The sequence below is a fragment of the Streptococcus sp. HMSC072G04 genome (genome assembly GCF_001813295.1).
Taxonomy (GTDB): Bacteria; Bacillota; Bacilli; order Lactobacillales; family Streptococcaceae; genus Streptococcus.
Genome location: NZ_KV812027.1, coordinates 127104 through 150720 on the forward strand (window position 1 = coordinate 127104; position 23617 = coordinate 150720).

A 23617-nucleotide genomic window follows, 5' to 3' on the forward strand; every position below is an offset into this window, starting at 1 on the left:
CCTCCGCACCCTATCATACCAAAAATTAGTCTTTTTCGCTATTTTCTGATGGCTCCTTCGTCTCTTTTGGCGTCTCTTCAGAAGGCTTTTCGCTCCCTATCTGCTCTTTATCTTTCTGTGTCTTCTTCTTTTCTTTTTTGCTCTTTCTACTTTCTTTTTCTTCCCTTACAGGAAGAACAAACTCATAGCTTTCTCCATCCATCTTAGCCTGGGCATGAAGAAAACCAGAATCCTGCTGTAGCTGAACAACTCCAGACTTTAAGTGAATCTCTGATGCCTTCTCATCACCCTTTCCTTTTTCAAGAGCCAATTGTACCAAAGCATAGGCCCGAAGTCGATCTTGACTTGTCTTTAAGATCCGTTTTCCCGCGACCTGACGGTGGAGATAAAACTGAAGCAAGAGACTAAAAATCGCTGCCATCAAAAGGGCGTAGAGCAAGACACCAGCCTTAACTTTTTTCATTTTGCATCGCTGGTACCACATGGTAGACATACTCCCTTTCTAGACCTTCTTCAAAATTCAAACGCAGATGAATCAACTCTCCCTCCTGCCAAATCTGACTAGAGTGAACTCCTGAAATCATAGGCTGATAGCCCCTGCCCTTAGCATCTGTTTTTCGAATATCATCTCCTTTAGACTGGCCAATCGCAATTGGTTTTTGATCCTGAATCAAGTAGATATGGTTGTTCTCCACTTTTTCAAAATGACTCCGGTCCAATTCCACCTGCATTTGTTGCTGAAATAAGATCCATTCTTCCTGCTTTTGATGCGCTTGGTAGTCCAATTCAGCATGCAGGAGTTTGGTCAAACCTTGAAAAACTAACACACCTCCGCTGAGCACTAAGAGAGCGACCAAGGCTTCGAGCAAGGTAAAGGCCTTAACCCTTCCTTTATTCCACATGCAGTACCACCTTTCCTTGATGATAGACCGTAATTTGATCGGCATCTTTGTCAACATGAACCTGAATGCCATTAGCCTCCAGATGATTTTGCCCTGTCTGAAGCGCCATTTGGGCGACAGATAAGACCTCTACCTCATTGAAATCCGCTAGTCGCTCCTTGCGCGAACGCCGGATCTCCCCTAATAATAGGGTCGTAATCATGGCAAATAAACTCAAAGCTACTAGGGATTCTATGAGAATACTAGCGGGAACGGATGCTCTTTTTAATTTTTCCATTTCCAAGCGAAAGCTGATAGGTCACCACTCCTCTCTGTGTCTGAAAGTGAACATTAGCCAGGGATGAATTGCCACCTGCTCGGTCCAAGCGAATAGTTTTGGGATCTTGCAGCGTGACAGAATCAGGAATATCCACCGTCTGGTAGGGCGTTTGAATCTTCCTTGCAGTCACTTCAACATCCAATTCCGTTTGCCTTGCCAAGGCTATCTTTTGGCTTTCTTGATAGAGGTGTTCAAACTCTGCAAAAAATACTTTTTCTTCCACCTGCTGAAAGCTCGTCCTGATCGATCCCGATAAGCCCAGATAGATAAAACTGACGATCATCAAGGTCAGAAGGGTCTCCACCAAGGTGAAGGCCTTAATCTGCAACCGCACGAGTTTCTCCACTATTTTTCGCATAATAGGCACGATAAGATTCTGCTTGTTTGTTGGTAATATTTCCATCCGCAATCAGCTTTGCTAGAGTGGCTTGGTCATTGGTATGATTGAGCTCGTACAATTCAGCCTGGCTTTCGACCACCTTCACAACCGCTGCATTTCCTGTCTCTTTCACGGAGTCTTTTTGCTTGGTCAAATTCGGCACAAAGAGCAATAAGAGCACACTGATGATCAATAAGACCACCAACATTTCAATAAGTGTAAAGGCTTTAACCTTATAGGTTTTTAATGTTTTCATAAATGAACCTCCATATTTTGATAAATCGGCAGCAACATGGCTGCATAGAGTAAGACAATCACAAGAGCTACAAAGACAAACACCAAGGGTTGTATCACATTCATGGCCTTGTGAACCCGACGAAAGAAATCTTCCCATGTTTTTTCAGCATAGATCTCTAGTTCACTTCCGAGCTTTGATTTGACTTCACCATATTCAATCATAAGGGGCAATTCTTTTTTGAAAAAAGGATACCCCCTGACCGTCTCTGAAAAGGACTGGCCACGGTCTAAAGAAAGAGCTAAGTCCCTTCCAATTTCCTGAAAAAGCTGGGATTTTTGCTCCTGCATCATGGAAAAAATCTGAGACAACTCCAATCCTTGCCCAATCAGATTGGCCCATTCTCTAGCATAATAGGCTGTCAAATAAGCTTGAATCATGCCTTTTCCGAAAGGCAAATGAGACAAACTTCTAAAAACCTTGATCTTGCCTGACTTTCGATAATAGAGAAAGCCGAGTAAGAAGAAGGTCACCAGTCCCGCTCCTAAGGCCAAAAAGAGTTGGGGGAAGGAACTGATCAATTGCGTCCCAATATTTTGAGCATCCATTTGAGGGAGCAAATAATTACGCAAGCCAAGCATAATCAAAACTAAAAATCCAAGTAAGATAAGAGGATAGGTGCTCACCTCAATCAGCTTTTTCTTGACCTTGCGCATGTTTTCTAAGTAAGCACTGATTTTCTCCAAGCTCAATGCAAGATTACCATGAAGCTCAGCGAGAGACAGCTGTGTCGTCACCGCATCTGAAAAACCGATCCCTGCCATCATCTCTGAAAAACTCCGCCCCCGAGAAAGGTCCTCTCGCATCTGGGAAACCAAACGACTCTCCACTAGGTGAGAGCGATCCAGAAAATCGACAATCTCAGACAGATGAAAACCACTCGAATAAAGATTCAAAAACAATTCAATGATTTGCTTTTGTTTAGCGGTAGATAATTTTTTCGGCTTGGGCCTGAGCCAGCTGGATATATCCCGATTGAGCCAAGAGATCCATTTGTTGGTTCCAGCGGCTGGCTGAGTGCTCTTGGTAGTTTTCCGTCGCAAAATCGACCACACCTCCTCCTGCAATTAATCGTTGGTAGCAAATACCTTGTAAAACAATCTTGAGCTCTTCCTCACTCACTCCAAGCTCTAAAAGGCGCTCATAAACACCTCGAACGCTCTTGGCATGAATCGTAGAGAAGACGGTGACCCCTGTCAAACTAGCTCGTACGACTGCACGAGCTGTTTCCTTATCTCGGATCTCTCCAATAATGAGAAGGTCCGGCCGATGGCGTAAGGAGAGTTTGATCAGGTTGTCATAGGTCATGCCGATCTGGTCATTCAGCTGAAGCTGAAGCATATTATCCTGCTTGATCTCGACAGGATCTTCAATAGACATGACTTGCTGGTCCGCAAAGCGCTCTTGCGCCAAAGCATGCATGAGAGTAGTCTTTCCCGAACCAACAGGACCCGCAAAAAGATAAAGCCCACGACCAGCCAATTTCTTCTTCAAGTCTGGCAATTGATCAAACCAAAACCGTAATTCGCGTTCCTCATCATGCAAGAGCCGAATAACCAAGCTTTCATAACCACGATAATCCCCCACAGTCGACAAGCGGATCGAGACTACTCCATCCTCCAAAGGGTAATCACACGATCCTAGCTGGCTGCGCCTTTTTTCTCCCACATTCATCCCTGCCACGAACTTAAAGTGGCTGATAATAGCCGTCATCTCCTCAAAAGGGAAGGACTGCACAAAGCGTCTCTCATCTCCCACCCTCATAAAAACCTGGTACTCCTCCTTCCGAGGAATGAAGTAAAGATCCTGAGCTTCTTCCTTTTTCCCCATGCGGATCAATTTTTTTGCAATTTCTTGAACCATAGTTCCTCCTCTCACTTATACTATTCGAAAAAGAAGACAAAAAAAGAAGACTTTCTAGATCGCTCTAAAAAATCTTCCGAATGTCTCTTATGACAGGGTTGTCCCCTTTTTTGAATCGAGTGTATATTGACAAGAACGGTGCTTGCGACTGCCTCTTTCCTTTTCGTAACCTGGACGGAGCTTGCTTTTAGGGATCTTGTGCTCGTCTTCTAGGAGGACAATCGAATGGAAAAGCTGCACATCTTCACTGCAGTCCTCACACCACTCTTGCTCCTTGGTATCCCAAAAGATCGTCATGAGATCACTCCGACTCTTATAACTTGGAAAGTGCTCATTTAACTCCAACCACTTCTGCTTGTAGTATTTCAAAGCCTGGTAATAGTCTTCAAACTTCCGACTACTCACGATATCTTCTTCCCAACCTTCTAAAAACCACCAGGGTTCACAGTCCCCGTACATTTCAATCACTCGATACATAAACTCTTCCATCCTTTGTATCCTCTATTATATAGAAAATCCTTTGAGAATAAAAGTTTTCTGCTCAGAGCATGATTTTTCAGGTAGTTTTCAGGTGATTTTCACCATTGTTTTTCAAAAATAGACTGCCTAATTGCTATTGGGTCCTTTTTTCGAGAATCAAAAGAAGAGAGTCCCAACAAAATGGCGAGCCATCTTGGGGAACTCTCTTTTCTCAAGTATTTAGAACAATTCAAGTGCAATCATGGTTGTCATGGTTGCATCGTAATAGTTGTTCAGAGGTAGATCTTGTGTAAAGATATACTTGTTCTGTTGAACCAACTTCAAATAGCCTTTTTCATGTTCAGAGGCATAGACAATCGGTGCCAAAAAGCTTGCTGCCTGATGATTGTTCAGGGCCTTCCCTTTCAAATCATAACCTGCATACAGGTTTCTTTGACTCTTGAAAAAGTTAAGCATCTTTTTCACCAATTTTTGACTGGTTTTATCCTTACTTTGAACAAGGTTGTATGGAAGGCGACAAGCGTTATACGAGTAGGCACCATCATACTTGGATTCAATCGTCTTTGGATCCGCTACGCGCGTTCCTTGCTCATCTACCCAGATGAAATCAGGTAGTAAACCTGTTTTGGTTTGGGAGCTGATCGTTTGGAGTTGCTGCAACATCTTTTCTTTGATATCCAACCACTTCGAATCTTTCGTCACTTCATAAAAGATCTGGAATTGCGCTGGCAATGTATCAGATGTCCGCATCAAATAATAAAACTCCGAGTCCTGATTAGCCCAATTCCCCACCGTTAACACACCAGTTTCTTCATTGTAGTTGTGTGCGAGAATATCTTCTAAAATCGCTTTGGCTTGAGCCTGGTAGTCTTTGGCTTGCTTTGGCCATTGCTGAGCGGCTTTTAGAAGAGCATAGGCGATGTAGAGATCACCATCTGTGGCGTTATGATCCTCATCCTTTGCTTTCCCATTGCTGATGGTTTGTTTCCAAGACATCAATTGGGTACCTTCCAAGCGATGATTTAGATAATAGTGATAGAGTCGGTCAAAGTCTGCTTGTTGGGCTTGTCCTTTTTCAGCAGCCGCAACAGTAATAAGCATTCCATAACTTTGCGCCTCGGATAACACTACCGTTTGATTGCTATCATTGGTGGTTCGAACATAGGATTCTTTCCCTTTTGAAACAACAAAATGCTCATTCCACTGACGATAAATTCGATTTCGCATCTCCACTTTACTTCTCGTTCTCGCTAAAAACAAGGTCAAACAGAAAATGCAAAGGATGACTAGAAACCATACATATCTCATCTTTTTCGTATTCATAATCTCTCCTATCCTGTGAATCGTTTTGTTTTAACCCATTTGGTTTCTTTCCGGTGCAATAGTTTATCCATCACAATCGAAGAGATGGCATCAATCGACACAATGATAAACAGTTGAGAATAGGTGAAATAGGCAGCCAAGGCCAACCAAATTTGCTTGGTAGTGGCTTGACCAAATTGTGAGGCAAGAGCCACATTAATCTGAAGCAGATAAAGTCCAATCATCAAGACCCAATTGAAGAGCATCAATTGCGCAATGTAGATATTTTCAGAATCAAAGGCAAATGGAATTTGCACACCTGGCACCACTGTATGGATACACATGGCCAGAATATTGGCAAAAAAGATCAAGTCCGATAAGACGATGGCCGCGTTAAACCAGAAGAAGACACAGGAATAGTTGGTCACTTCTAACTTCACGCGCCAATTTCCCTTACCAAATAAATGCTTGAAGTTGGAAAGAACCACTTCATAATTCCCTTTGGCCCAACGTTTCCGTTGCATATAGTAACTCTTCAGAGTCTCTGGCTCTTGTTGGAAGGCTTCTGAATTATAGGCTAGCGCAATCAACTTCCCACTTTGCATAATCTTGAAGGAAATATCCGTATCCTCAGTCAAGGCACCGTTTTTCCATCCTCCGATACTCTTGACAAATTCGGTTTGAATAATGAAGTTAGTTCCTGGAATACGTCCAATCTTAAAGAGATGCCACATGCCCACATGGTGGACCCGTTGGGTGACGACAATCTCTTGGTTGATACAGCGGGTCAAGAAGTTTTGATTGGCATTCCGCGTTTTATTGCGGCCGAAAGAAGCCACATGACGTTCTGGATCTTTGAGCACTTCTTTCACAAGGAAATAAAGAGCATTCTTTTCAGGCATGGCATCTGCATCATAGACACAGATGTAGTCTCCAGTCGCCATCGCCAAAGCGTCATTTAGCACACCGGCTTTCCCACCTGTCCCACTTCGATTGATAATGGTCAAATCACGTCCTGCATACTCTGGCAATGCTTTAACCGCCAAACACTCCTCATAGGTGCGATCGGAACAATTATCCGCAAAGAGCAGTAATTCAACACGATCATGTGGGTAGTTCATATCAAGGATCGCTTTGGCTGTTTGTGCAATGACCACATCCTCATTATGGGCGGGTACAACGATCGTCACTTTTGGATAATAAGGAAGCGGATCCGTATTAACACGAAAATCACTGTGTTTAAACCAAAAATGAACGGCTGAAAAGAGGATTACTAAGCCCCAGGCTAAGGACAACCAAATCGAAATCAAGGCAATAATCATCACAATTTGACTAATCATGGTCCACCGCCTTAAAGTTTTTATTGACACGGCGGTAAATCACCGTATAAGCTACAAATAATACAATAAAGCACAAGGCAAAAAATACACTGATGCCTACAGCTATATTAAAAAATATATTTGTAAGAGACATGTTTTCCTCCTAATATTCCACAATAATATCTGTTTCAAGTTGACGTTTTAAGTAACGAATCATTTCTTTATAGCGATGGTATTTGGTTCGATTGGATTGATCCACTACAAGAAATCCTGACTGAAATTGGATGCCCTGAACCCCATCTTCTCCTTGGAACACCAGTCCTTCCAACTGTGGTTTTAAGACCGTCATATAATCGCTCTTCAGATCCCGCTCGCTATCAGAAGATAAAATCAAGAAATTACCGTCTGATACATAATACAAGCTTTCATTTGGCTTCAGATGATGCGTTAACAAATAGTTGATTTGGTTCAAGGTCCGATTGTACTCTCTCGGTTGCAATTGGAAGAACAATTCCTCGTGCGACCAGTGAATGAGTAAGGCCTGAATCGTATCATTGGTTTGTCCGCCATAAGAAGCAATGCGGTTGCGGTAATCTGCGTAAGCTTCTGCCTCTTGATCCTTCACTTTTGCAATCTCTTTAAAGAGGTGATAGCGAATTCGGGTCAAGATTCCAATCAAGATCGGAAAACTAAAGAGCAAGAGCAAGGCTTGATGAAATGGGATATAGGCAACACCCGCCACCAAAAAGACAATCCCAAGGGCAAATGACAACAGGATGGTCCATGTCAACAATAAATCCGATAAAACAATAGCAGAAAATAATCCTAAAACAAAGAATAATCCTTCTTCAATCAGAATCTCTCTTGCAAAAAACAAGCAGTAAAGTAAAAGAAGTACTTCGAAAACAATCAAAATCAGCAACCATCTACTTAACTTTTACGTTTTTTTCATTTATTCTTTCTCTCCCTCATGAAATTCTTCGGCAGCCTCTCCCTGGCCAAAGTAATGTTTAATGGCTTGTACGATTCGCTCAGAAGCTTTTCCATCCCCATAAGGATTTCGGGCATTTGCCATTTGAAGATACAGGCTTTCGTTGGTTAAGAGCTCTGTCATCGTGGATTTGACGACGGTAGGATCCGTACCAACTAATTTCAAAGTCCCCGCTTTGACCCCTTCTGGGCGTTCCGTTGTATCGCGCAATACCAATACCGGTTTTCCTAATGATGGTGCCTCCTCTTGCACCCCACCTGAATCCGACATGATAAAGTAACTTCTCGAAGCTAAGTTGTGGAAATCCAGCACATCTAGAGGCTCAATGAGGTGGATCCGATCATGATCTCCTAATAGATCGTTTGCCGCCTCTTGGACCGCTGGACTAAGATGCACTGGGTAAACCACTTCAATAGTCGGTTCTTGATCCACCATTTCTCTCAGAGCCCCAAAGACCGCTCGCATGGGTTGGCCTTGATTTTCTCTTCGATGCATGGTGACCAGTATGACTTTTTTAGCTGGATCTAATTGATCTAACACTTCGTGGTGATAGTCCTCTTGAACCGTGAGTTTCAGCGCATCAATGGCAGTATTTCCTGTCACCACAATAGAGGATTCCGGATGATTTTCTTTTAAGAGATTGGCCTTACTTTCGCCCGTCGGCGCAAAATACAGATCCGCTAAATCATCCGTCATTTGACGGTTCATCTCTTCTGGATATGGAGAATATTTATCAAAGGTTCTCAAACCAGCTTCGACGTGACCAATGCGGACTTGATTGTAAAAGGCAACCAGACTCGCCGCAAAGGTGGTTGTCGTATCTCCATGGACGAGCACCATATCCGGCTTTTCTTTTTTGATAACTGGATCTAATTGATTCAGGATTTTAGAAGTAATGTCCAATAAGGTCTGGCTTCTCCCCATAATATCCAAATCGTAATCAGGTACGATGTTAAAGGTTTCTAAGACCTGGTCCAGCATTTGACGGTGCTGGGCAGTGACCACTGTGATAGTCTCAATAACCTCCTTTTGTTTTTGCAACTCCAGTACCAAAGGGGCCATTTTGATGGCCTCCGGTCGGGTTCCAAACACAACCATAATTTTCAATTTTCCCATAAACTTCCCCCGTTGACATGCATGTAATTCAACATTTTTTTAAATTGTGTATATCTTTTTCCATTCTACCCCCAATGACTTTAATTGTCAAACCGATTTTTGGTTTTATAAAGAAATTACTAATAGTTAGTCATTTTATTATTTTGACGTTTAGAATACATATCCATTTAATCACTAATTGCAAGTATTTACAGCATGGGTTCTACCGGGCTAATATTTTTGGTAAAAAAACAATTCAATAATTATACAATTATTTTTTAAATAATAAATTTTTATAATTTTTTCAAAAAAAGCCGGAACTTGTAGTTCCGACTTATTTTCTTATTTTTCTACGACTTCAGCTGTTTGAACTTCATCGACTGTTCCATCTGTTAATGGCACTTCTTCGATGATTTCAACTTCATTGACTGCTTGTGGTTCCAAGTTACGGTAACGAGCCATACCTGTACCTGCAGGAATAATCTTACCAATGATAACATTTTCCTTAAGTCCAAGGAGATGGTCTTTCTTACCACGGATCGCTGCGTCAGTAAGGACACGAGTTGTTTCCTGGAAGGAAGCCGCTGACAAGAAACTGTTGGTTTCAAGAGAGGCTTTGGTAATTCCCATAAGGACTGGACGAGCAGTTGCAGGAACTCCACCAGAGATAAGGACATCCTTATTGGCATCTGTAAAGTCTGTAATGTCCATCAGAGTACCCATGAGAAGGTCTGTATCTCCTGGATCCATGACACGTACTTTACGGATCATTTGACGCACCATTACCTCGATATGTTTGTCGCCGATTTCTACCCCTTGGCTACGGTATACTTTTTGTACTTCCGCAAGGAGGTATGTTTCAACTGACAAGACATCACGAACGGCAAGGAGACGTTTTGGTTGAATAGATCCTTCTGTCAGAGCATCACCACGAGAAACTTGATCTCCCACTTCGACTTTCATGCGGGCAGTGTAAGGGACAACGTATTCGCCCTCACCAGTTGCTCCGCTAACAAAGACTTTCTTGGTCCGTGTAGAAGCATCTTCTTCGATGGCTGTGACTTCCCCTTTGACCTCAGTGATGACCGCTTCCCCTTTTGGATTGCGGGCTTCAAAAATTTCTTGGACACGAGGAAGACCCTGAGTGATATCGGTATTTGAGGCAACCCCACCCGTGTGGAAGGTACGCATGGTCAACTGTGTACCAGGTTCCCCGATAGATTGGGCAGCGATAGTTCCGACTGCTTCACCCACTTCAACCGCATCACCAGTCGCCAAGTTGATACCATAACAGTGACGGCAGACACCATGGCGGGTGTTACATGTAAAGACAGAGCGGATAGTGACTTCTTCCACACCAGCTTTGACAATTTCACGTGCTAGGTCTTCTGAAATTAAGGTATCTGGACCAACGATGACTTCACCTGTTTCAGGATGTTTAACAGATTTCTTGGTATAACGACCAGTCAAACGTTCTTCGAGTGGCTCGATCATTTCCTTACCATCAGTAATGGCACGGATCACAAGTCCACGGTCTGTTCCACAGTCGTCTTCACGGATAATGACGTCTTGGGCCACGTCAACCAAACGACGCGTCAAGTAACCTGAGTCGGCTGTCTTCAAGGCCGTATCGGTCATCCCTTTACGGGCACCGTGAGTTGAGAAGAACATTTCGAGTACTGACAAACCTTCGCGGAAGTTTGACAGGATTGGCAATTCCATGATCCGTCCGTTTGGAGCGGCCATCAAACCACGCATACCGGCAAGTTGCGAGAAGTTTGAAATGTTACCACGGGCTCCAGAGTCCATCATCATAACGATTGGGTTCTTCGGATCTTGGTTATCCACCAAGCGTTTTTCCAATTTTTCACGGGCTGCACGCCATTCAGCTGTAACGGCATTGTAGCGTTCGTCATCTGTGATCAAACCACGACGGAATTGTTTGGTGATTTGTTCCACACGTTTGTGAGATTCTTCAATGATTTCTGCCTTGTCTTCAACGACCGGGATATCGGCAATCCCCACTGTCAAACCAGCAAGGGTTGAGTGATGGTAACCCAAGTCTTTCAAGCGGTCCAAGAAAGCAGACGTTTCAGTTGTACGGAAGCGTTTGAAGATTTCTGCGATGATATTTCCAAGATTTTTCTTCTTGAATGGAACGTTTAATTCCAATTTTTCAATCGCTGCTTTGACATCTTGACCAGGCTCCAAGAAGTACTTAGCTGGAACGCCTTCTGTCAAGTTGGCATTATTTGGCTCTTGAAGGTATGGAAGTTCTGCAGGCATGATATCGTTAAAGAGAATCTTACCAACAGTTGTCAAGAGAATCTTGTGTTGTTGCGCTTCTGTCCATGGTTTGTTCAAGCTATCGGTCGCAATTCCGACACGGGTATGCAAGTGAACATAGCCATTGCGAAGGGCCATGACCGCTTCATCACGGTCTTTAAAGACCATGCCTTCGCCTTCACGACCAGCTTCTTCCATAGTGAGGTAGTAGTTCCCCAATACCATATCCTGAGATGGGGTAACAACTGGTTTACCGTCTTTTGGATTCAAGATGTGCTCAGCAGCCAACATCAAGATACGAGCTTCTGCTTGGGCTTCTTCTGAAAGCGGTACGTGGATGGCCATTTGGTCCCCGTCAAAGTCGGCATTGTAGGCTTCACAGACAAGTGGGTGCAAGCGAAGAGCTTTCCCGTCAATCAATACAGGTTCAAAAGCTTGGATCCCCAAACGGTGAAGGGTCGGTGCGCGGTTCAAGAGAACTGGGTGTTCTTTGATCACTTCTTCTAGGATATCCCAGATGCGTTCATCTCCACGTTCGACCAAGCGTTTTGCAGCTTTGACGTTTTGCACGATATCACGCGCAACGATTTCACGCATCACAAATGGTTTGAAGAGCTCGATCGCCATTTCACGTGGTACACCACATTGGTACATCTTAAGAGTTGGACCAACGGCGATAACAGAACGTCCTGAGAAGTCGACCCGTTTACCGAGCAAGTTTTGACGGAAGCGTCCTTGTTTCCCTTTGAGCATGTGGCTCAATGATTTTAATGGACGGCTACCTGGTCCTGTGATCGGACGACCACGACGACCGTTATCGATCAAAGCATCAACGGCTTCTTGGAGCATCCGTTTTTCGTTTTGCACGATGATACCAGGGGCATTCAACTCAAGCAAACGTGCCAAACGGTTGTTCCGGTTAATCACACGACGATAGAGGTCGTTCAAGTCAGAGGCAGCAAAACGGCCACCATCCAATTGGACCATCGGACGAAGATCTGGTGGAATAACCGGAAGGATATTGAGAACCATCCATTCTGGCTTGTTACCAGATTTGTAGAAGGCATCCAAGACATCCAAACGACGAACAGCCTTCACACGTTTTTGACCAGTTGCAGTCTTCAATTCTTCTTTCAAGAGAGCAATTTCAGCTTCCAAATCCACTTGTTTCAAGAGGTCTTGGATCGCTTCTGCACCCATCTTAGCTACAAAGGAACCTGGTCCGTATTCACGCAAGCGTTCACGGTATTCACGTTCTGTCATGATGGATTTGTGCTCAAGTGGTGTATCTTTTGGATCGATCACCACGTAAGCTGCGAAGTAAATGACTTCTTCAAGGGCACGAGGGCTCATATCCAAGGTCAATCCCATACGAGAAGGGATGCCTTTGAAGTACCAGATGTGTGATACAGGCGCTTTCAACTCGATGTGTCCCATACGTTCACGACGAACCTTGGCACGTGTTACTTCAACCCCACAGCGGTCACAAACGATCCCTTTGTAACGGATCCGTTTGTATTTCCCACACGCACATTCCCAGTCTTTTGTAGGTCCAAAGATGACTTCATCAAAGAGACCTTCACGTTCTGGTTTCAATGTACGGTAGTTGATTGTTTCAGGTTTCTTGACCTCTCCATAAGACCATGAACGGACCTTGCTTGGAGAAGCTAGGGTGATTTGCATACTTTTAAAACGATTTACATCAACCACTATTTCTTACCTTTCCTTGTTTTCATACTTGTTTCATTTGGATACAGCTTAGGTGGGGAAAGAAAGAAAGAAAGAAAACTTTCTTGCCACCTCCTTGTGTCTGTATCTTGTTATCGAATCATCCTGTCAGAAGCATTGGTTTCTCACAAGACAATCATTTTTACTGATTATTTTTCTGATTCTTCAGCATCAAAGGCTGCTTTTGCTTCCTTGGCTGCTTTTTCACGTGCTTTTTCAAGGTCATCCACATGAATCACATCATCGTCTTCCCCTTCATCGAGGTCACGAAGTTCCACTTCTTGATCATCTTCGTCCAAGACACGCATGTCAAGACCAAGAGATTGCAATTCTTTGACAAGAACGCGGAAGGATTCTGGTACACCTGGTTTTGGAATTGGTTTACCTTTGGTAATTGCTTCATAAGCTTTCAAACGTCCGTTGACATCATCTGACTTGTAGGTCAAGATTTCTTGAAGGACATTTGATGCACCATAAGCCTCAAGGGCCCACACTTCCATTTCCCCGAAACGTTGTCCACCAAATTGAGCTTTCCCTCCGAGTGGTTGTTGGGTAACCATTGAGTAAGGTCCGACTGAACGGGCATGGAGTTTATCATCAACCATGTGGTGGAGCTTGATCATGTACATGACACCGACAGAGACACGGTTGTCAAATGGCTCACCTGTACGTCCATCGTAAAGAATCGTCTTGGCATCACTATCCATACCAGCTTCTTTTACAGTATCCCAGAGGTCTTCTGAGCTTGCTCCGTCAAAGACTGGTGTTGCGATGTGGATACCCAAGTTACGAGCGGCCATACCAAGGTGAAGTTCCATAACCTGACCGATATTCATACGTGATGGCACCCCAAGAGGGTTCAACATGATATCAACTGGTGTACCGTCTGGAAGGTAAGGCATGTCTTCAACTGGAACAATACGAGACACAACCCCTTTGTTTCCGTGACGACCGGCCATCTTATCTCCGACGCGGATCTTGCGTTTTTGTGCGATGTAAACACGAACCAACATGTTGACACCCGATTGCAATTCATCTCCGTTTGCACGTGTAAAGATCTTAACATCGCGAACGACTCCATCTCCACCGTGAGGCACACGAAGAGAAGTATCACGCACTTCACGAGATTTATCTCCAAAGATCGCGTGAAGGAGACGTTCTTCAGCAGAAAGGTCTTTTTCACCCTTCGGTGTTACCTTACCGACAAGGATATCGCCTTCTTTTACTTCCGCACCAATACGGATAATACCTGTTTCATCCAAGTCACGAAGAGCATCTTCCCCAACGTTTGGAATTTCACGGGTAATTTCTTCAGGGCCTAACTTGGTATCGCGTGTTTCTGATTCGAATTCTTCCAAGTGAACAGATGTGTAGACATCTTCTTTCACCAAGCGTTCGCTCATGATAACGGCATCCTCGAAGTTATACCCTTCCCATGTCATGTAAGCGACGATTGGGTTTTGACCAAGGGCCATTTCCCCTTTTTCCATCGATGGACCGTCAGCGATAAAGTCGCCTTTTTCAACGACATCGCCAACTTTTACAAGGGTACGTTGGTTGTAAGCCGTACCTGAGTTTGAACGACGGAATTTTTGGATATGGTAAACATCAAGAGCTCCATCTTCCCGACGAACTTCTACCTTGTCTGCATCTGCATAAGTAACTTTACCATCATGTTGAGCAATGACTGCAGCTCCTGAGTCATGGGCTGCTTGGTATTCCATACCAGTACCCACGTAAGGGGCTTTTGGATCAATCAATGGCACAGCCTGACGCTGCATGTTGGCACCCATGAGGGCACGGTTGGAGTCATCGTTTTCCAAGAAAGGAATACATGCTGTCGCAACGGCAACTACTTGTTTTGGAGATACGTCCATGTAGTCGACTTGATCAGATGGGAACTCTTGGTTGTTACCACGATGACGTCCCATAACGATCGGCTCAGCAAAGCCACCTTTTTCGTTCAACTTAGAGTTGGCCTGAGCGACGATGTACTCATCTTCTTCATCGGCTGTCAACCAAACGATTTCGTTGGTCACTACACCTTTTTCACGGTCCACTTTACGGTATGGCGTTTGGATGAAACCATATTTGTTCAAGTGTCCATAAGATGACAAGTTGTTGATCAAACCGATGTTTGGTCCTTCAGGTGTTTCGATTGGACACATACGACCATAGTGGGTATAGTGCACGTCACGCACTTCATATCCGGCACGGTCACGTGTCAAACCGCCAGGCCCTAAGGCAGACAAACGACGTTTGTGAGACAACTCAGAAAGCGGGTTGTGTTGGTCCATGAACTGTGACAATTGGGAAGAACCAAAGAATTCTTTAATTGCTGCAGTTACTGGGCGGATGTTGATGATTTGTTGTGGTGTCAAGACGTCGTTATCTTGTACAGACATCCGTTCGCGAACATTTCGTTCCATCCGTGAAAGTCCAAGACGCACTTGGTTGGCAAGCAATTCACCAACGGCACGAATCCGACGATTTCCAAGGTGGTCGATATCATCCACGCGGCCAATACCTTCTGCAAGGTTCAAGAAATAGCTCATTTCTGCCAAGATGTCAGCTGGAGTCACAATCCGTACTTTGTCAGATGGGTTAGCATTTCCGATGATGGTGACAACACGGTCTGGATCTGTCGGAGCGACAACTTTGAATTTTTGCAATTCTACTGGCTCTGTCAAAACAGCAGCATCATTTGGAATATAGGTGATTTTGTTCAAACCGTTATCCAATTGTTCTGAGATGCTGTCGATCACATCGCGCGTCATGACAGTACCAGCTTCTACAAGGATTTCCCCTGTTTCAGCATCTACCAATGGTTCTGCGATTGTTTGGTTCAACAAGCGATTCTTGATATTGAGTTTCTTGTTGATCTTGTAGCGACCAACTGGTGCCAAGTCATAACGACGTGGATCAAAGAAACGGGCTACCAACAAGCTACGTGAGCTTTCCGCTGTTTTTGGTTCACCTGGACGAAGACGCTCGTAGATTTCTTTGAGGGCTTCATCTGTCCGTGAATCCATTGGATTTTTGTGGATATCTTTTTCAATGGTATTGCGAACCAATTCGCTGTCCCCAAAGATATCGATGATTTCATCATCTCCAGAGAATCCAAGAGCACGCACAAGAGTTGTAAATGGAATCTTACGTGTGCGGTCGATACGTGTGTAAGCAATGTCTTTTGAGTCAGTTTCAAGCTCTAACCAAGCCCCACGGTTAGGGATAACAGTTGATCCATAACCAACCTTACCATTCTTGTCCACCTTATCATTGAAGTAGACACCTGGTGAGCGGACCAACTGAGATACGATAATCCGTTCTCCACCATTGATGATAAAGGTTCCCATTTCAGTCATGATTGGGAAATCACCAAAGAAAACTTCTTGGGTCTTGATTTCACCGGTTTCTTTGTTGACCAAACGGAAGGTCACAAAGATTGGTGCTGAGTAGCTGGCATCGTGGATGCGCGCTTCTTCAAGCGAATACTTAGGTTCGCGGATTTCATAACCCACAAATTCCAATTCCATTGTATCCGTGAAGTTTGAGATGGGAAGCACATCTTCAAATACTTCCTTCAAGCCATGATCCAAGAAATCTTTGAATGAGTCTGTCTGGATTTCAATCAAGTTTGGTAAATCAAGAACCTCTTTGATTCTTGAAAAACTACGACGGGTCCGATGTTTCCCGTATTGAACGTCATGTCCTGCCAAAGTTTTTAGCTCCTTTTTCCATACTAGGATAGCTTGGCAAAATAATCTTTACCACCTATCCGGTTTTAACTACAATTGTGTGATTTGCATCACGTGAAGAGCTGTCTCTTCACCTCATTCGTCGCTTTTTGTAATTTTTAGAAAAATTAAATTTGTGTAACAAACTAGGTTTTTCCTGAAAAATAGGCACAAAAAGAGCAGCTAAATCGACTTATTCAAGTAAGATTTAACTGCTGTAAGCTCTTATTTGGACAATATTTCAAATAAAGCACACGACAAATTAGTTATCACTATTATACCGTTTTTTGCTCCAAAAATCAAGGCTTTCTCTAGGTTTTCTACTGGATCAGACTAGCGTCGATTGCCACGATTTGAGCTGTTTCGATTTGAACTATTGCTTGATGAACTATTGGTTGTCGAATTGTTCTTATTATTCGACTGAGTTCCACTGCTATTGCCGAGAATGGCCGCCCAAGCGCTTTGATAATCGCTATCCGATCCCCCGATGGCAAAGCGGTATTGAGTGGTCGGCGCTCCGTTTTTGGCCCAAAGGCTCGTCACCATTTGACCGCTCACATCGATATCCCGACCATTGACATTGACGCGGCCCGGTCTTTCACCAGTCGATTTGAGCACTTCAGAGCGGATCACACTCTTATCGAGAGTAAATTTATCTTGAATTCCAAAGAGACTTGGATCTGCTTGGTAGATTGCATTCGCCAACTGCGCCATGTATTGGGCATTGTTGTTGTATCCAGTCAAGGTCTGCATAGAAGCATTGTTGTCATGGCCAATCCAACCTCCTAAAGAAACATTAGGGGTGGACAACATGAGCCACATATCCCCATTTGAGTTAGTGGTACCGGTTTTTCCAATCCAGTCAGCACCTGCCAGCGTTGGGTTGACTTGGCTAATTCGTGACTTAAAGGTCGTTGTAGCACCAGACGTAATAACCCCACGCAAGAGATCCTGCATAATCGTTGCCGTTGCTGGAGAGTAAACACGAACAGGATCTGCCTCGTGCTTGTAGACTACATCCCCATCTCGATCAATGATTTGCTCTACCATGTAGCGTTTGAGGTAGTTCCCATTGTTAGCAATGGTTTGGAAACCATTGGTATGTTGGGCAACAGTGACCTCAATTCCTCCCCCCATCGGCAGACTCTCAATGCCATATTCAGGGATATCATAGCCCATTTTCTTCATGTAGGATGGGACATCCACACCCTTTTCACGAAGGGTCCGGTAAGTCCAGTAAGCTGGAATATTCCATGAGGTATTGAGGGCCTCACGGAGATCCATCATCGCTGTCCCTCGGCTATCCACGTGCATGATTGGCTCACCACTTGAGAAATTAGTCGGATAGTTAGAAAGGATGCTATTGCTTCCCATCAAGCCTTGGTCGATGGCAATTCCGTATGCCAACAGCGGTTTGATAGTCGACCCTGGGGAACGCTCTGTATCAAAAGCATGGTTGTTTTGGTTGCCGTCAAAATTCCGTCCACCGATAAATCCTAAAACAGCACCCGTCCGGTTGTCCATAAGGACATTCCCAACTTCTACAAGACCCGTCCCATCATCCAAGACACTTCCAAAATTCGCTACTGCGGCCTGCATCGCATTGTGAACCGGTTTGTTAATCGTAGTTTGAATGGTGTAGCCACCTTCGCGCAACTCGCTCTCAGCTAATTCTTGGTAAGCCTTGACGGTTTCATTATTTTTCAAGTCTTGCTTGGTGACATTGTCTCGCTTGATCAAGTAATCATACATGGCCTCTTTTGCTTCTTCCATGGCTTGGAAGTAGAGGTAGTCATGCGGTGTTTTCTCGATGCCATCTGGAGCCATGAAGTCTTTGGTCAAGTCGTATTGAGCATAGGTCTCATAGTCTTTTTTCGACAAGACTCCCGTCCGGTACATATTGAACAAAACGTCTTTGGCACGCGCCAGACCTAACTCGAGATTCTCCTTGCTCTTTAGGCTACCGTCTGCAGCATAAGGAGAGTAGACAATCGGACTTTGTGGCAAGCCAGCGATAAAGGCCGCTTGTGGAACAGACAAGTCTTTTGCAGAGACGCCAAAGATCCCTTGAGCTGCAGCTTCCACACCTGCAATATTTTGTCCTCGATTATTTCGTCCAAAAGGCGAAACATTTAAGTAGGTGGTTAGGATTTCATTTTTATCCATTCCCCGCTCTAAAGCTAGGGCATCAACAATCTCTGTCGCCTTACGAGTAAAGGTTGGAGCGTCTCCCACGACTTGCTGTTTGATCAACTGCTGGGTCAGGGTTGATCCCCCACTAGAGGAACCCACACCGGCTACGGATCCAAGTGTTGCCCGAAGAACGGCTTTAGGTACAACCCCCTTGTGGCTTTCAAAATTCTCATCCTCAGTAGCGATCACAGCCTTCTTGACATTATCTGAAATGGCGTCTCCTGCGACTGGCGTGCGGATCAAATCACTGTCCACTTCTGCAATCAAGCTCTTATCGGAATAAGTCAGTTTTGAAACACTGCTGACGTTGCGGACCTGCTGGACCAATTCTTCTGTCTTTGGAACCTTGACATTGCTAAAGAGGCTCGCCGCATAACCAATCCCGATCCCTGCACCAAATAAAAAGAGGCACACGAACAGGGCGATCATGACATCCCACAAGAGTTTGAGGGTCCTCAAAAATGTCGCAAAAATATCGCCGACAGACCAGCTACTTTCCTCATTTTTTTCCTTATTCGGAGTTTCTGTATACATCTTTGCAAAGAATTTTTGGACTTTCTTCCAAAACTCTTGCAGCTTCTCTTTTAATTGATTCACTGATTCTTTCTCCTTGTTCCCTATATTATAGCAGATTAGGCCCTTTGTTTTCAATCACAAGAGCGTAGAAATCGTCACTCATTCTTCCTGGGTAAGGACAAGAAAATGATGGAAACCATTGCCATTTCCGTGGTTTATGGTAGAATAGAGAAATGAATAAACTTATAAAGGAGAAAAGACACATGCACATTTTTGATGAGCTAAAAGAGCGTGGTTTGGTATTTCAAACGACGGATGAAGAAGCCTTACGCAAAGCACTGGAAGAAGGTCAGGTTTCTTATTATACTGGTTATGATCCAACTGCTGACAGCCTTCACCTTGGTCACTTGGTTGCCATCTTGACGAGCCGTCGCCTTCAACTAGCAGGCCACAAACCTTATGCGCTCGTTGGCGGTGCGACTGGTCTCATTGGTGATCCGTCCTTCAAAGATGCTGAACGTAGTCTCCAAACAAAAGAAACTGTACAAGAATGGGTTCGCTCCATTCAAGGGCAATTGTCTCGTTTCCTCGATTTTGAAAATGGTGACAATAAAGCCGAAATGGTCAACAACTACGATTGGTTCGGAAGCATTAGCTTTATTGACTTCCTTCGTGATGTCGGAAAATACTTTACGGTTAATGCTATGATGAGTAAAGAATCTGTTAAAAAACGGATTGAAACAGGGATTTCTTACACAGAGTTTGCCTACCAAATCATGCAAGGCTATGACTTCTACGTCCTCAACCAAGAACACAATGTAACCCTTCAAATCGGTGGATCTGACCAATGGGGAAACATGACAGCCGGTACTGAGTTGATGCGTCGTAAAGCAGATAAAACTGGTCATGTTATGACTGTGCCTTTGATCACAGATGCAACTGGTAAGAAATTCGGTAAATCAGAAGGTAATGCGGTCTGGCTCAATGCAGACAAAACATCTCCATACGAAATGTATCAATTCTGGATGAATGTGATGGATGCGGATGCTGTGCGTTTCTTGAAGATCTTCACTTTCTTGTCACTTGATGAGATTGAAGAGATCCGCAAACAGTTTGAGGCCGCTCCTCATGAACGCTTGGCTCAAAAGATCTTGGCGCGTGAAGTGGTTACCCTCGTCCACGGCGAAGAAGCCTACAAGGAAGCCCTCAACATCACCGAACAACTCTTTGCAGGAAACATCAAAAACCTTTCTGTTAAAGAACTCAAACAAGGCCTTCGTGGTGTGCCAAACTACCAGGTCCAAGCAGAAGATAACCTCAACATTGTTGAACTCTTGGTCACAGCTGGTGTGGTAAATTCTAAACGCCAAGCCCGCGAAGATGTTCAAAATGGTGCTATCTACGTTAACGGCGAACGCATCCAAGACCTTGACTATGTCTTGAGCGATAGCGATAAATTAGAAAATGAATTGACCGTTATCCGTCGCGGTAAGAAAAAATACTTTGTTTTGACATATTAAGAAAGCAAAACCACGAAGTTAATACGAAACTTCGTGGTTTTCTTATATACTTTTTTCTGGGGCTATTTCCCTTTTCTGCGATGCAACAAAGCTTGGTTAATTCGTTGAGTTTTTTTATGGAGCTGCCAAATCTGGTACAGCCAGATCAGGCCGTAAATGGCTAGAAAGATCAACCAAGGAATCGGGCTCCGTAAGGCTGTCCCCCAGCCAAAAAACAAGTAGGTTAATGCTAAGATGGCAGCTGTCACAACTAAATGCAAGGCCACACGCAAACTATAGGTCAAAAACTCTTCTTCCTCAAGAATGAATGTCAAGACCCCCATTGTCCCACTCATCAAAAAGATCGCCAGGATATTGCGGACATTTACAGCGGGATAGACGATGTTAGGATAGACATGGGATAATAACACCAAACACAAATAAAAGAAGGATCCTGTCCTCATACCAGATACAAAATAAGCTATAACTCGTTTCATCACTTTCTCCTATACCCCTAAATAATCCATCAAGGATTTGACATATTTCCGACTGACACTTGATTTTACTCCGCGTGTCAGTTTAGCCATCATATTGCCTGAAAAACTATCCGATAGCGATTCCAAATGGTCGATATTCATCACCGCGTGGCGTGATATCTGTAAAAAATTACGACGATTAATCCGGTGTTGAAAATTTGTCAAAGTATCTCTGACGGTGAACGTTTTGTCTGTCGTATAAATGGTTAGCTGATTCTTATCAATTTCGGCTAAAATAATGTCATCAATTTTCACCATGATCAAATGATCATCTGTTTTGATAGGGATCACTACTTGATTCACTGTCGAAAACTGTTCGAGATAGTCCATCACCTCTCGTGCTTGATCAGATAATTGCTTGGCTTGAATGACCACACAAGGGTCGTTTTCTGGGATATCCTGTTTTACCTCAAAACGAATCTTCATTCCTACTCCAATTCTCACTTACTTTCTTTTACTCGATCTTTTTGCTAAGGAAATCCAAATCCCCAAAGCTAGAAGAATGCCTCCTAACACTATAAGGTATGTTTGTTCCTTTGTCAATAACGCTTGCCATTTGAGCTGAACACCCATTTTTTCTTGAAACTCTTGAAGAAGATTATCTTGACCTTTAAAGGTCTCACTTAATGCTTCTTTCATGAGTACTTGCCGATAAAGTGATGCAATATAAGTTGCTGGAGTACATTTCATTAGTAGTTGTGCAAAATCAGGTAGAACACCTAAAGGTACATAAGTCCCTACCAAAAAACCAGAAGCTGTCCCCACTATGGTCGAAAACTTCCCAAGACTGTCTACGGATTGGAAAAAATAAACAAAAATGGCATTTACTAAGCTAGAAAGCAGGCTACTAAGCAACATGATGAGGAGCACTTCAGGTAATAGAGAAAGGGTTGGAACTTCTCTAAAATAGCCACACATCAGCACATACATAAGGACTTGCATGAAAAAAGAGATGATGATTGCGCTCGTTAGATACGAAAATGGCAACCGCCACTTTCCTTGATCGGATAAATAAAGATCCTGATCTACTTGATGTTCACGGTCCTTTACTAACTGAGTCAGGGCAGCCAGACTTGTCGTAATCCCTGTCACAGCCAGCGTCCCACTCATTAACCAATTATTTAACACAGGACCACTATTGGGGAGCTGAGCCCAAGCATCTGTTAGATTTTTTTGAAGAAAAATAATATAGAGAACAAAGGAAATCAAGGCTCCCAACAGGGAGAAGAAAACTCCTGAACGATTCCTAAAATACAATAAAAAATTTCGCTTTAGTAAGGCTAGCATTAGCGGACCTCCCTTCCTGTAAGTGCAATAAAGGCATCATCCATGGTCCCTGGACGAAACTCAAAATGGGCTAGATTATCTCTAACTTGCGCCAGGTAATCAATGGCTTCCCTTTCACTCTTGGGTTGAAAAACATATTCTAATGGTCCTTGTTGTTCTACTGACATTCCCGAAGATTTGAGACTTTCTATCTGCTGCATCTCCTTGAAACGAATCTTCAAGATGTTTTTTGCATACTGGCTCTTAATATCTAGTGCTGATCCCTGAGCAATCACTTTCCCATGGTCTACAATATAAATTTGATCAGCTTCATCTGCTTCGTCAAGATAATGCGTGGTCAATACAACGGTCATTCCCTCTTCTCTCTGCAATTGATAGAGCAAATCCCAAATAGACTTCCGAGTTTGGATATCCAAACCTGTCGTTGGTTCGTCTAAGAATAGAATATCTGGTTGTGAGAGCAGGGCACGCGCAATGTCAACCCGACGCTTTTGGCCACCTGAAAGCGTCCCGTATTTCTGCTTTTGGAAAGCTGATAGACCTAGCCGATCAATGAGACTAGATACACGATTGGGTTTCAAGCCTTTATACTGTCTGGCACGAATGGTCAGATTTTCTCTAACCGTTAGCATCTCATCTAAGACACTAGTCTGGAAGACCACACCAATTTTAGTACCTGGTTCATAGATGATTTCACCTTGCGTTGGTTGTTTCAAACCAATCAACATGGAAATCGTTGTTGATTTCCCTGCTCCATTTGGTCCTAGAATCGCATTAAAGGTTCCCTTTTCAAACTGTAAGTGAATATTGTTTACGGCTAAATGATTTCCATATCGTTTACTGATGTTTTTAGCTTGTAATATCATGTTCTCTCTCCTTTTGATAGAACC

Annotated in this window: 21 protein-coding genes; 1 reads left to right on the plus strand and 20 read right to left on the minus strand. The window is 43.7% G+C overall.

The window, feature by feature from the left end; genetic code table 11:
- Positions 1-25: 25 nt before the first annotated feature.
- The 16 genes from comGG to pbp1b form a co-directional block, all read right to left on the minus strand.
- Positions 26-463, minus strand: coding sequence for a competence type IV pilus minor pilin ComGG (comGG, locus tag HMPREF2904_RS06385; RefSeq protein WP_256263245.1), 438 nt, complete (start codon positions 461-463; stop codon positions 26-28).
- On the minus strand, positions 450-902 hold the full coding sequence (gene comGF / locus HMPREF2904_RS06390; protein WP_049513861.1) for a competence type IV pilus minor pilin ComGF: 453 nt from the start codon (positions 900-902) through the stop codon (positions 450-452). Before comGF ends, comGG begins: the two co-directional genes overlap by 14 nt.
- Positions 892-1179 carry a competence type IV pilus minor pilin ComGE gene (gene comGE, locus HMPREF2904_RS06395; RefSeq protein WP_042766464.1) on the minus strand — a complete coding sequence of 96 codons (288 nt, stop codon included), beginning with the start codon at positions 1177-1179 and terminating at the stop codon, positions 892-894. Before comGE ends, comGF begins: the two co-directional genes overlap by 11 nt.
- A complete protein-coding gene (comGD, locus tag HMPREF2904_RS06400; protein WP_083307541.1) occupies positions 1145-1549 on the minus strand; it encodes a competence type IV pilus minor pilin ComGD in 405 nt (134 codons plus the stop codon). The genes comGE and comGD overlap by 35 nt, the downstream gene beginning before the upstream one ends.
- Complete coding sequence (gene comGC / locus HMPREF2904_RS06405) at positions 1539-1856, minus strand: competence type IV pilus major pilin ComGC (RefSeq protein ID WP_003004178.1); 318 nt, start codon at positions 1854-1856, stop codon at positions 1539-1541. Before comGC ends, comGD begins: the two co-directional genes overlap by 11 nt.
- Entirely contained in the window at positions 1853-2884 is a 1032-nt protein-coding gene (gene comGB, locus HMPREF2904_RS06410; RefSeq protein WP_176744612.1) for a competence type IV pilus assembly protein ComGB, read from the minus strand. Before comGB ends, comGC begins: the two co-directional genes overlap by 4 nt.
- A complete protein-coding gene (gene comGA / locus HMPREF2904_RS06415; protein ID WP_070661130.1) occupies positions 2817-3758 on the minus strand; it encodes a competence type IV pilus ATPase ComGA in 942 nt (313 codons plus the stop codon). Before comGA ends, comGB begins: the two co-directional genes overlap by 68 nt.
- An 87-nt stretch (positions 3759-3845) precedes the next feature.
- Positions 3846-4235, minus strand: a complete 390-nt coding sequence (locus tag HMPREF2904_RS06420) for a DUF1033 family protein (RefSeq protein WP_070661200.1) — start codon at positions 4233-4235, stop codon at positions 3846-3848.
- 222 nt (positions 4236-4457) lie between these two features.
- On the minus strand, positions 4458-5561 hold the full coding sequence (locus HMPREF2904_RS06425) for a family 8 glycosyl hydrolase (protein WP_070661133.1): 1104 nt from the start codon (positions 5559-5561) through the stop codon (positions 4458-4460).
- An 8-nt stretch (positions 5562-5569) separates the two neighbouring features.
- Complete coding sequence (locus HMPREF2904_RS06430; RefSeq protein ID WP_070661134.1) at positions 5570-6880, minus strand: glycosyltransferase family 2 protein; 1311 nt, start codon at positions 6878-6880, stop codon at positions 5570-5572.
- On the minus strand, positions 6873-7013 hold the full coding sequence (locus HMPREF2904_RS11755) for a hypothetical protein (protein WP_003004308.1): 141 nt from the start codon (positions 7011-7013) through the stop codon (positions 6873-6875). Before HMPREF2904_RS11755 ends, HMPREF2904_RS06430 begins: the two co-directional genes overlap by 8 nt.
- 9 nt (positions 7014-7022) lie before the next feature.
- Entirely contained in the window at positions 7023-7781 is a 759-nt protein-coding gene (locus HMPREF2904_RS06435) for a hypothetical protein (RefSeq protein WP_070661136.1), read from the minus strand.
- Positions 7782-7811: 30 nt separating this feature from the next.
- Entirely contained in the window at positions 7812-8966 is a 1155-nt protein-coding gene (wecB, locus tag HMPREF2904_RS06440; RefSeq protein ID WP_070661138.1) for a non-hydrolyzing UDP-N-acetylglucosamine 2-epimerase, read from the minus strand.
- A 321-nt stretch (positions 8967-9287) separates the two neighbouring features.
- Positions 9288-12941 carry a DNA-directed RNA polymerase subunit beta' gene (gene rpoC, locus HMPREF2904_RS06445; RefSeq protein ID WP_070661142.1) on the minus strand — a complete coding sequence of 1218 codons (3654 nt, stop codon included), beginning with the start codon at positions 12939-12941 and terminating at the stop codon, positions 9288-9290.
- Between the two features lie 167 nt (positions 12942-13108).
- Complete coding sequence (gene rpoB / locus HMPREF2904_RS06450; RefSeq protein ID WP_070661145.1) at positions 13109-16678, minus strand: DNA-directed RNA polymerase subunit beta; 3570 nt, start codon at positions 16676-16678, stop codon at positions 13109-13111.
- 351 nt (positions 16679-17029) lie between these two features.
- Positions 17030-19486 carry a penicillin-binding protein PBP1B gene (gene pbp1b / locus HMPREF2904_RS06455; protein ID WP_070661148.1) on the minus strand — a complete coding sequence of 819 codons (2457 nt, stop codon included), beginning with the start codon at positions 19484-19486 and terminating at the stop codon, positions 17030-17032.
- A gap of 182 nt (positions 19487-19668) precedes the next feature.
- On the opposite strand from pbp1b, the gene tyrS reads away from it, so the two are divergent.
- Positions 19669-20925: a tyrosine--tRNA ligase gene (gene tyrS, locus HMPREF2904_RS06460; protein ID WP_003004779.1), complete on the plus strand. Its 1257-nt coding sequence runs from the start codon at positions 19669-19671 to the stop codon at positions 20923-20925.
- A 62-nt stretch (positions 20926-20987) separates the two neighbouring features.
- Here the strand turns inward: tyrS and HMPREF2904_RS06465 are convergent, their stop codons facing one another.
- From HMPREF2904_RS06465 to HMPREF2904_RS06480, 4 genes are read right to left on the minus strand one after another with little or no spacing between them, the layout of a single operon-like run.
- Positions 20988-21401 (minus strand): DUF3021 domain-containing protein, encoded by a 414-nt coding sequence (locus HMPREF2904_RS06465; RefSeq protein ID WP_003004151.1) that lies wholly within the window; start codon positions 21399-21401, stop codon positions 20988-20990.
- 9 nt (positions 21402-21410) lie between these two features.
- Positions 21411-21866 (minus strand): LytTR family DNA-binding domain-containing protein, encoded by a 456-nt coding sequence (locus tag HMPREF2904_RS06470; RefSeq protein ID WP_070661151.1) that lies wholly within the window; start codon positions 21864-21866, stop codon positions 21411-21413.
- A gap of 18 nt (positions 21867-21884) precedes the next feature.
- Positions 21885-22727, minus strand: a complete 843-nt coding sequence (locus tag HMPREF2904_RS06475) for an ABC transporter permease (RefSeq protein ID WP_070661153.1) — start codon at positions 22725-22727, stop codon at positions 21885-21887.
- Positions 22727-23593: an ABC transporter ATP-binding protein gene (locus HMPREF2904_RS06480; RefSeq protein ID WP_049523746.1), complete on the minus strand. Its 867-nt coding sequence runs from the start codon at positions 23591-23593 to the stop codon at positions 22727-22729. Before HMPREF2904_RS06480 ends, HMPREF2904_RS06475 begins: the two co-directional genes overlap by 1 nt.
- Positions 23594-23617: the final 24 nt, after the last annotated feature.

Coding starts and splice junctions, on each gene's coding strand:
- comGG (WP_256263245.1), bottom strand. CDS start 463: ATGAAAAAAGTTAAGGCTGGTGTCTTGCTCTACGCCCTTTTGATGGCA.
- comGF (WP_049513861.1), bottom strand. CDS start 902: ATGTGGAATAAAGGAAGGGTTAAGGCCTTTACCTTGCTCGAAGCCTTG.
- wecB (WP_070661138.1), bottom strand. CDS start 8,966: ATGGGAAAATTGAAAATTATGGTTGTGTTTGGAACCCGACCGGAGGCC.
- HMPREF2904_RS06480 (WP_049523746.1), bottom strand. CDS start 23,593: ATGATATTACAAGCTAAAAACATCAGTAAACGATATGGAAATCATTTA.
- comGC (WP_003004178.1), bottom strand. CDS start 1,856: ATGAAAACATTAAAAACCTATAAGGTTAAAGCCTTTACACTTATTGAA.
- HMPREF2904_RS06470 (WP_070661151.1), bottom strand. CDS start 21,866: ATGAAGATTCGTTTTGAGGTAAAACAGGATATCCCAGAAAACGACCCT.
- HMPREF2904_RS06475 (WP_070661153.1), bottom strand. CDS start 22,727: ATGCTAGCCTTACTAAAGCGAAATTTTTTATTGTATTTTAGGAATCGT.
- tyrS (WP_003004779.1), top strand. CDS start 19,669: ATGCACATTTTTGATGAGCTAAAAGAGCGTGGTTTGGTATTTCAAACG.
- comGA (WP_070661130.1), bottom strand. CDS start 3,758: ATGGTTCAAGAAATTGCAAAAAAATTGATCCGCATGGGGAAAAAGGAA.
- HMPREF2904_RS06425 (WP_070661133.1), bottom strand. CDS start 5,561: ATGAATACGAAAAAGATGAGATATGTATGGTTTCTAGTCATCCTTTGC.
- comGE (WP_042766464.1), bottom strand. CDS start 1,179: ATGGAAAAATTAAAAAGAGCATCCGTTCCCGCTAGTATTCTCATAGAA.
- HMPREF2904_RS06465 (WP_003004151.1), bottom strand. CDS start 21,401: ATGAAACGAGTTATAGCTTATTTTGTATCTGGTATGAGGACAGGATCC.
- HMPREF2904_RS06430 (WP_070661134.1), bottom strand. CDS start 6,880: ATGATTAGTCAAATTGTGATGATTATTGCCTTGATTTCGATTTGGTTG.
- HMPREF2904_RS11755 (WP_003004308.1), bottom strand. CDS start 7,013: ATGTCTCTTACAAATATATTTTTTAATATAGCTGTAGGCATCAGTGTA.
- HMPREF2904_RS06420 (WP_070661200.1), bottom strand. CDS start 4,235: ATGTATCGAGTGATTGAAATGTACGGGGACTGTGAACCCTGGTGGTTT.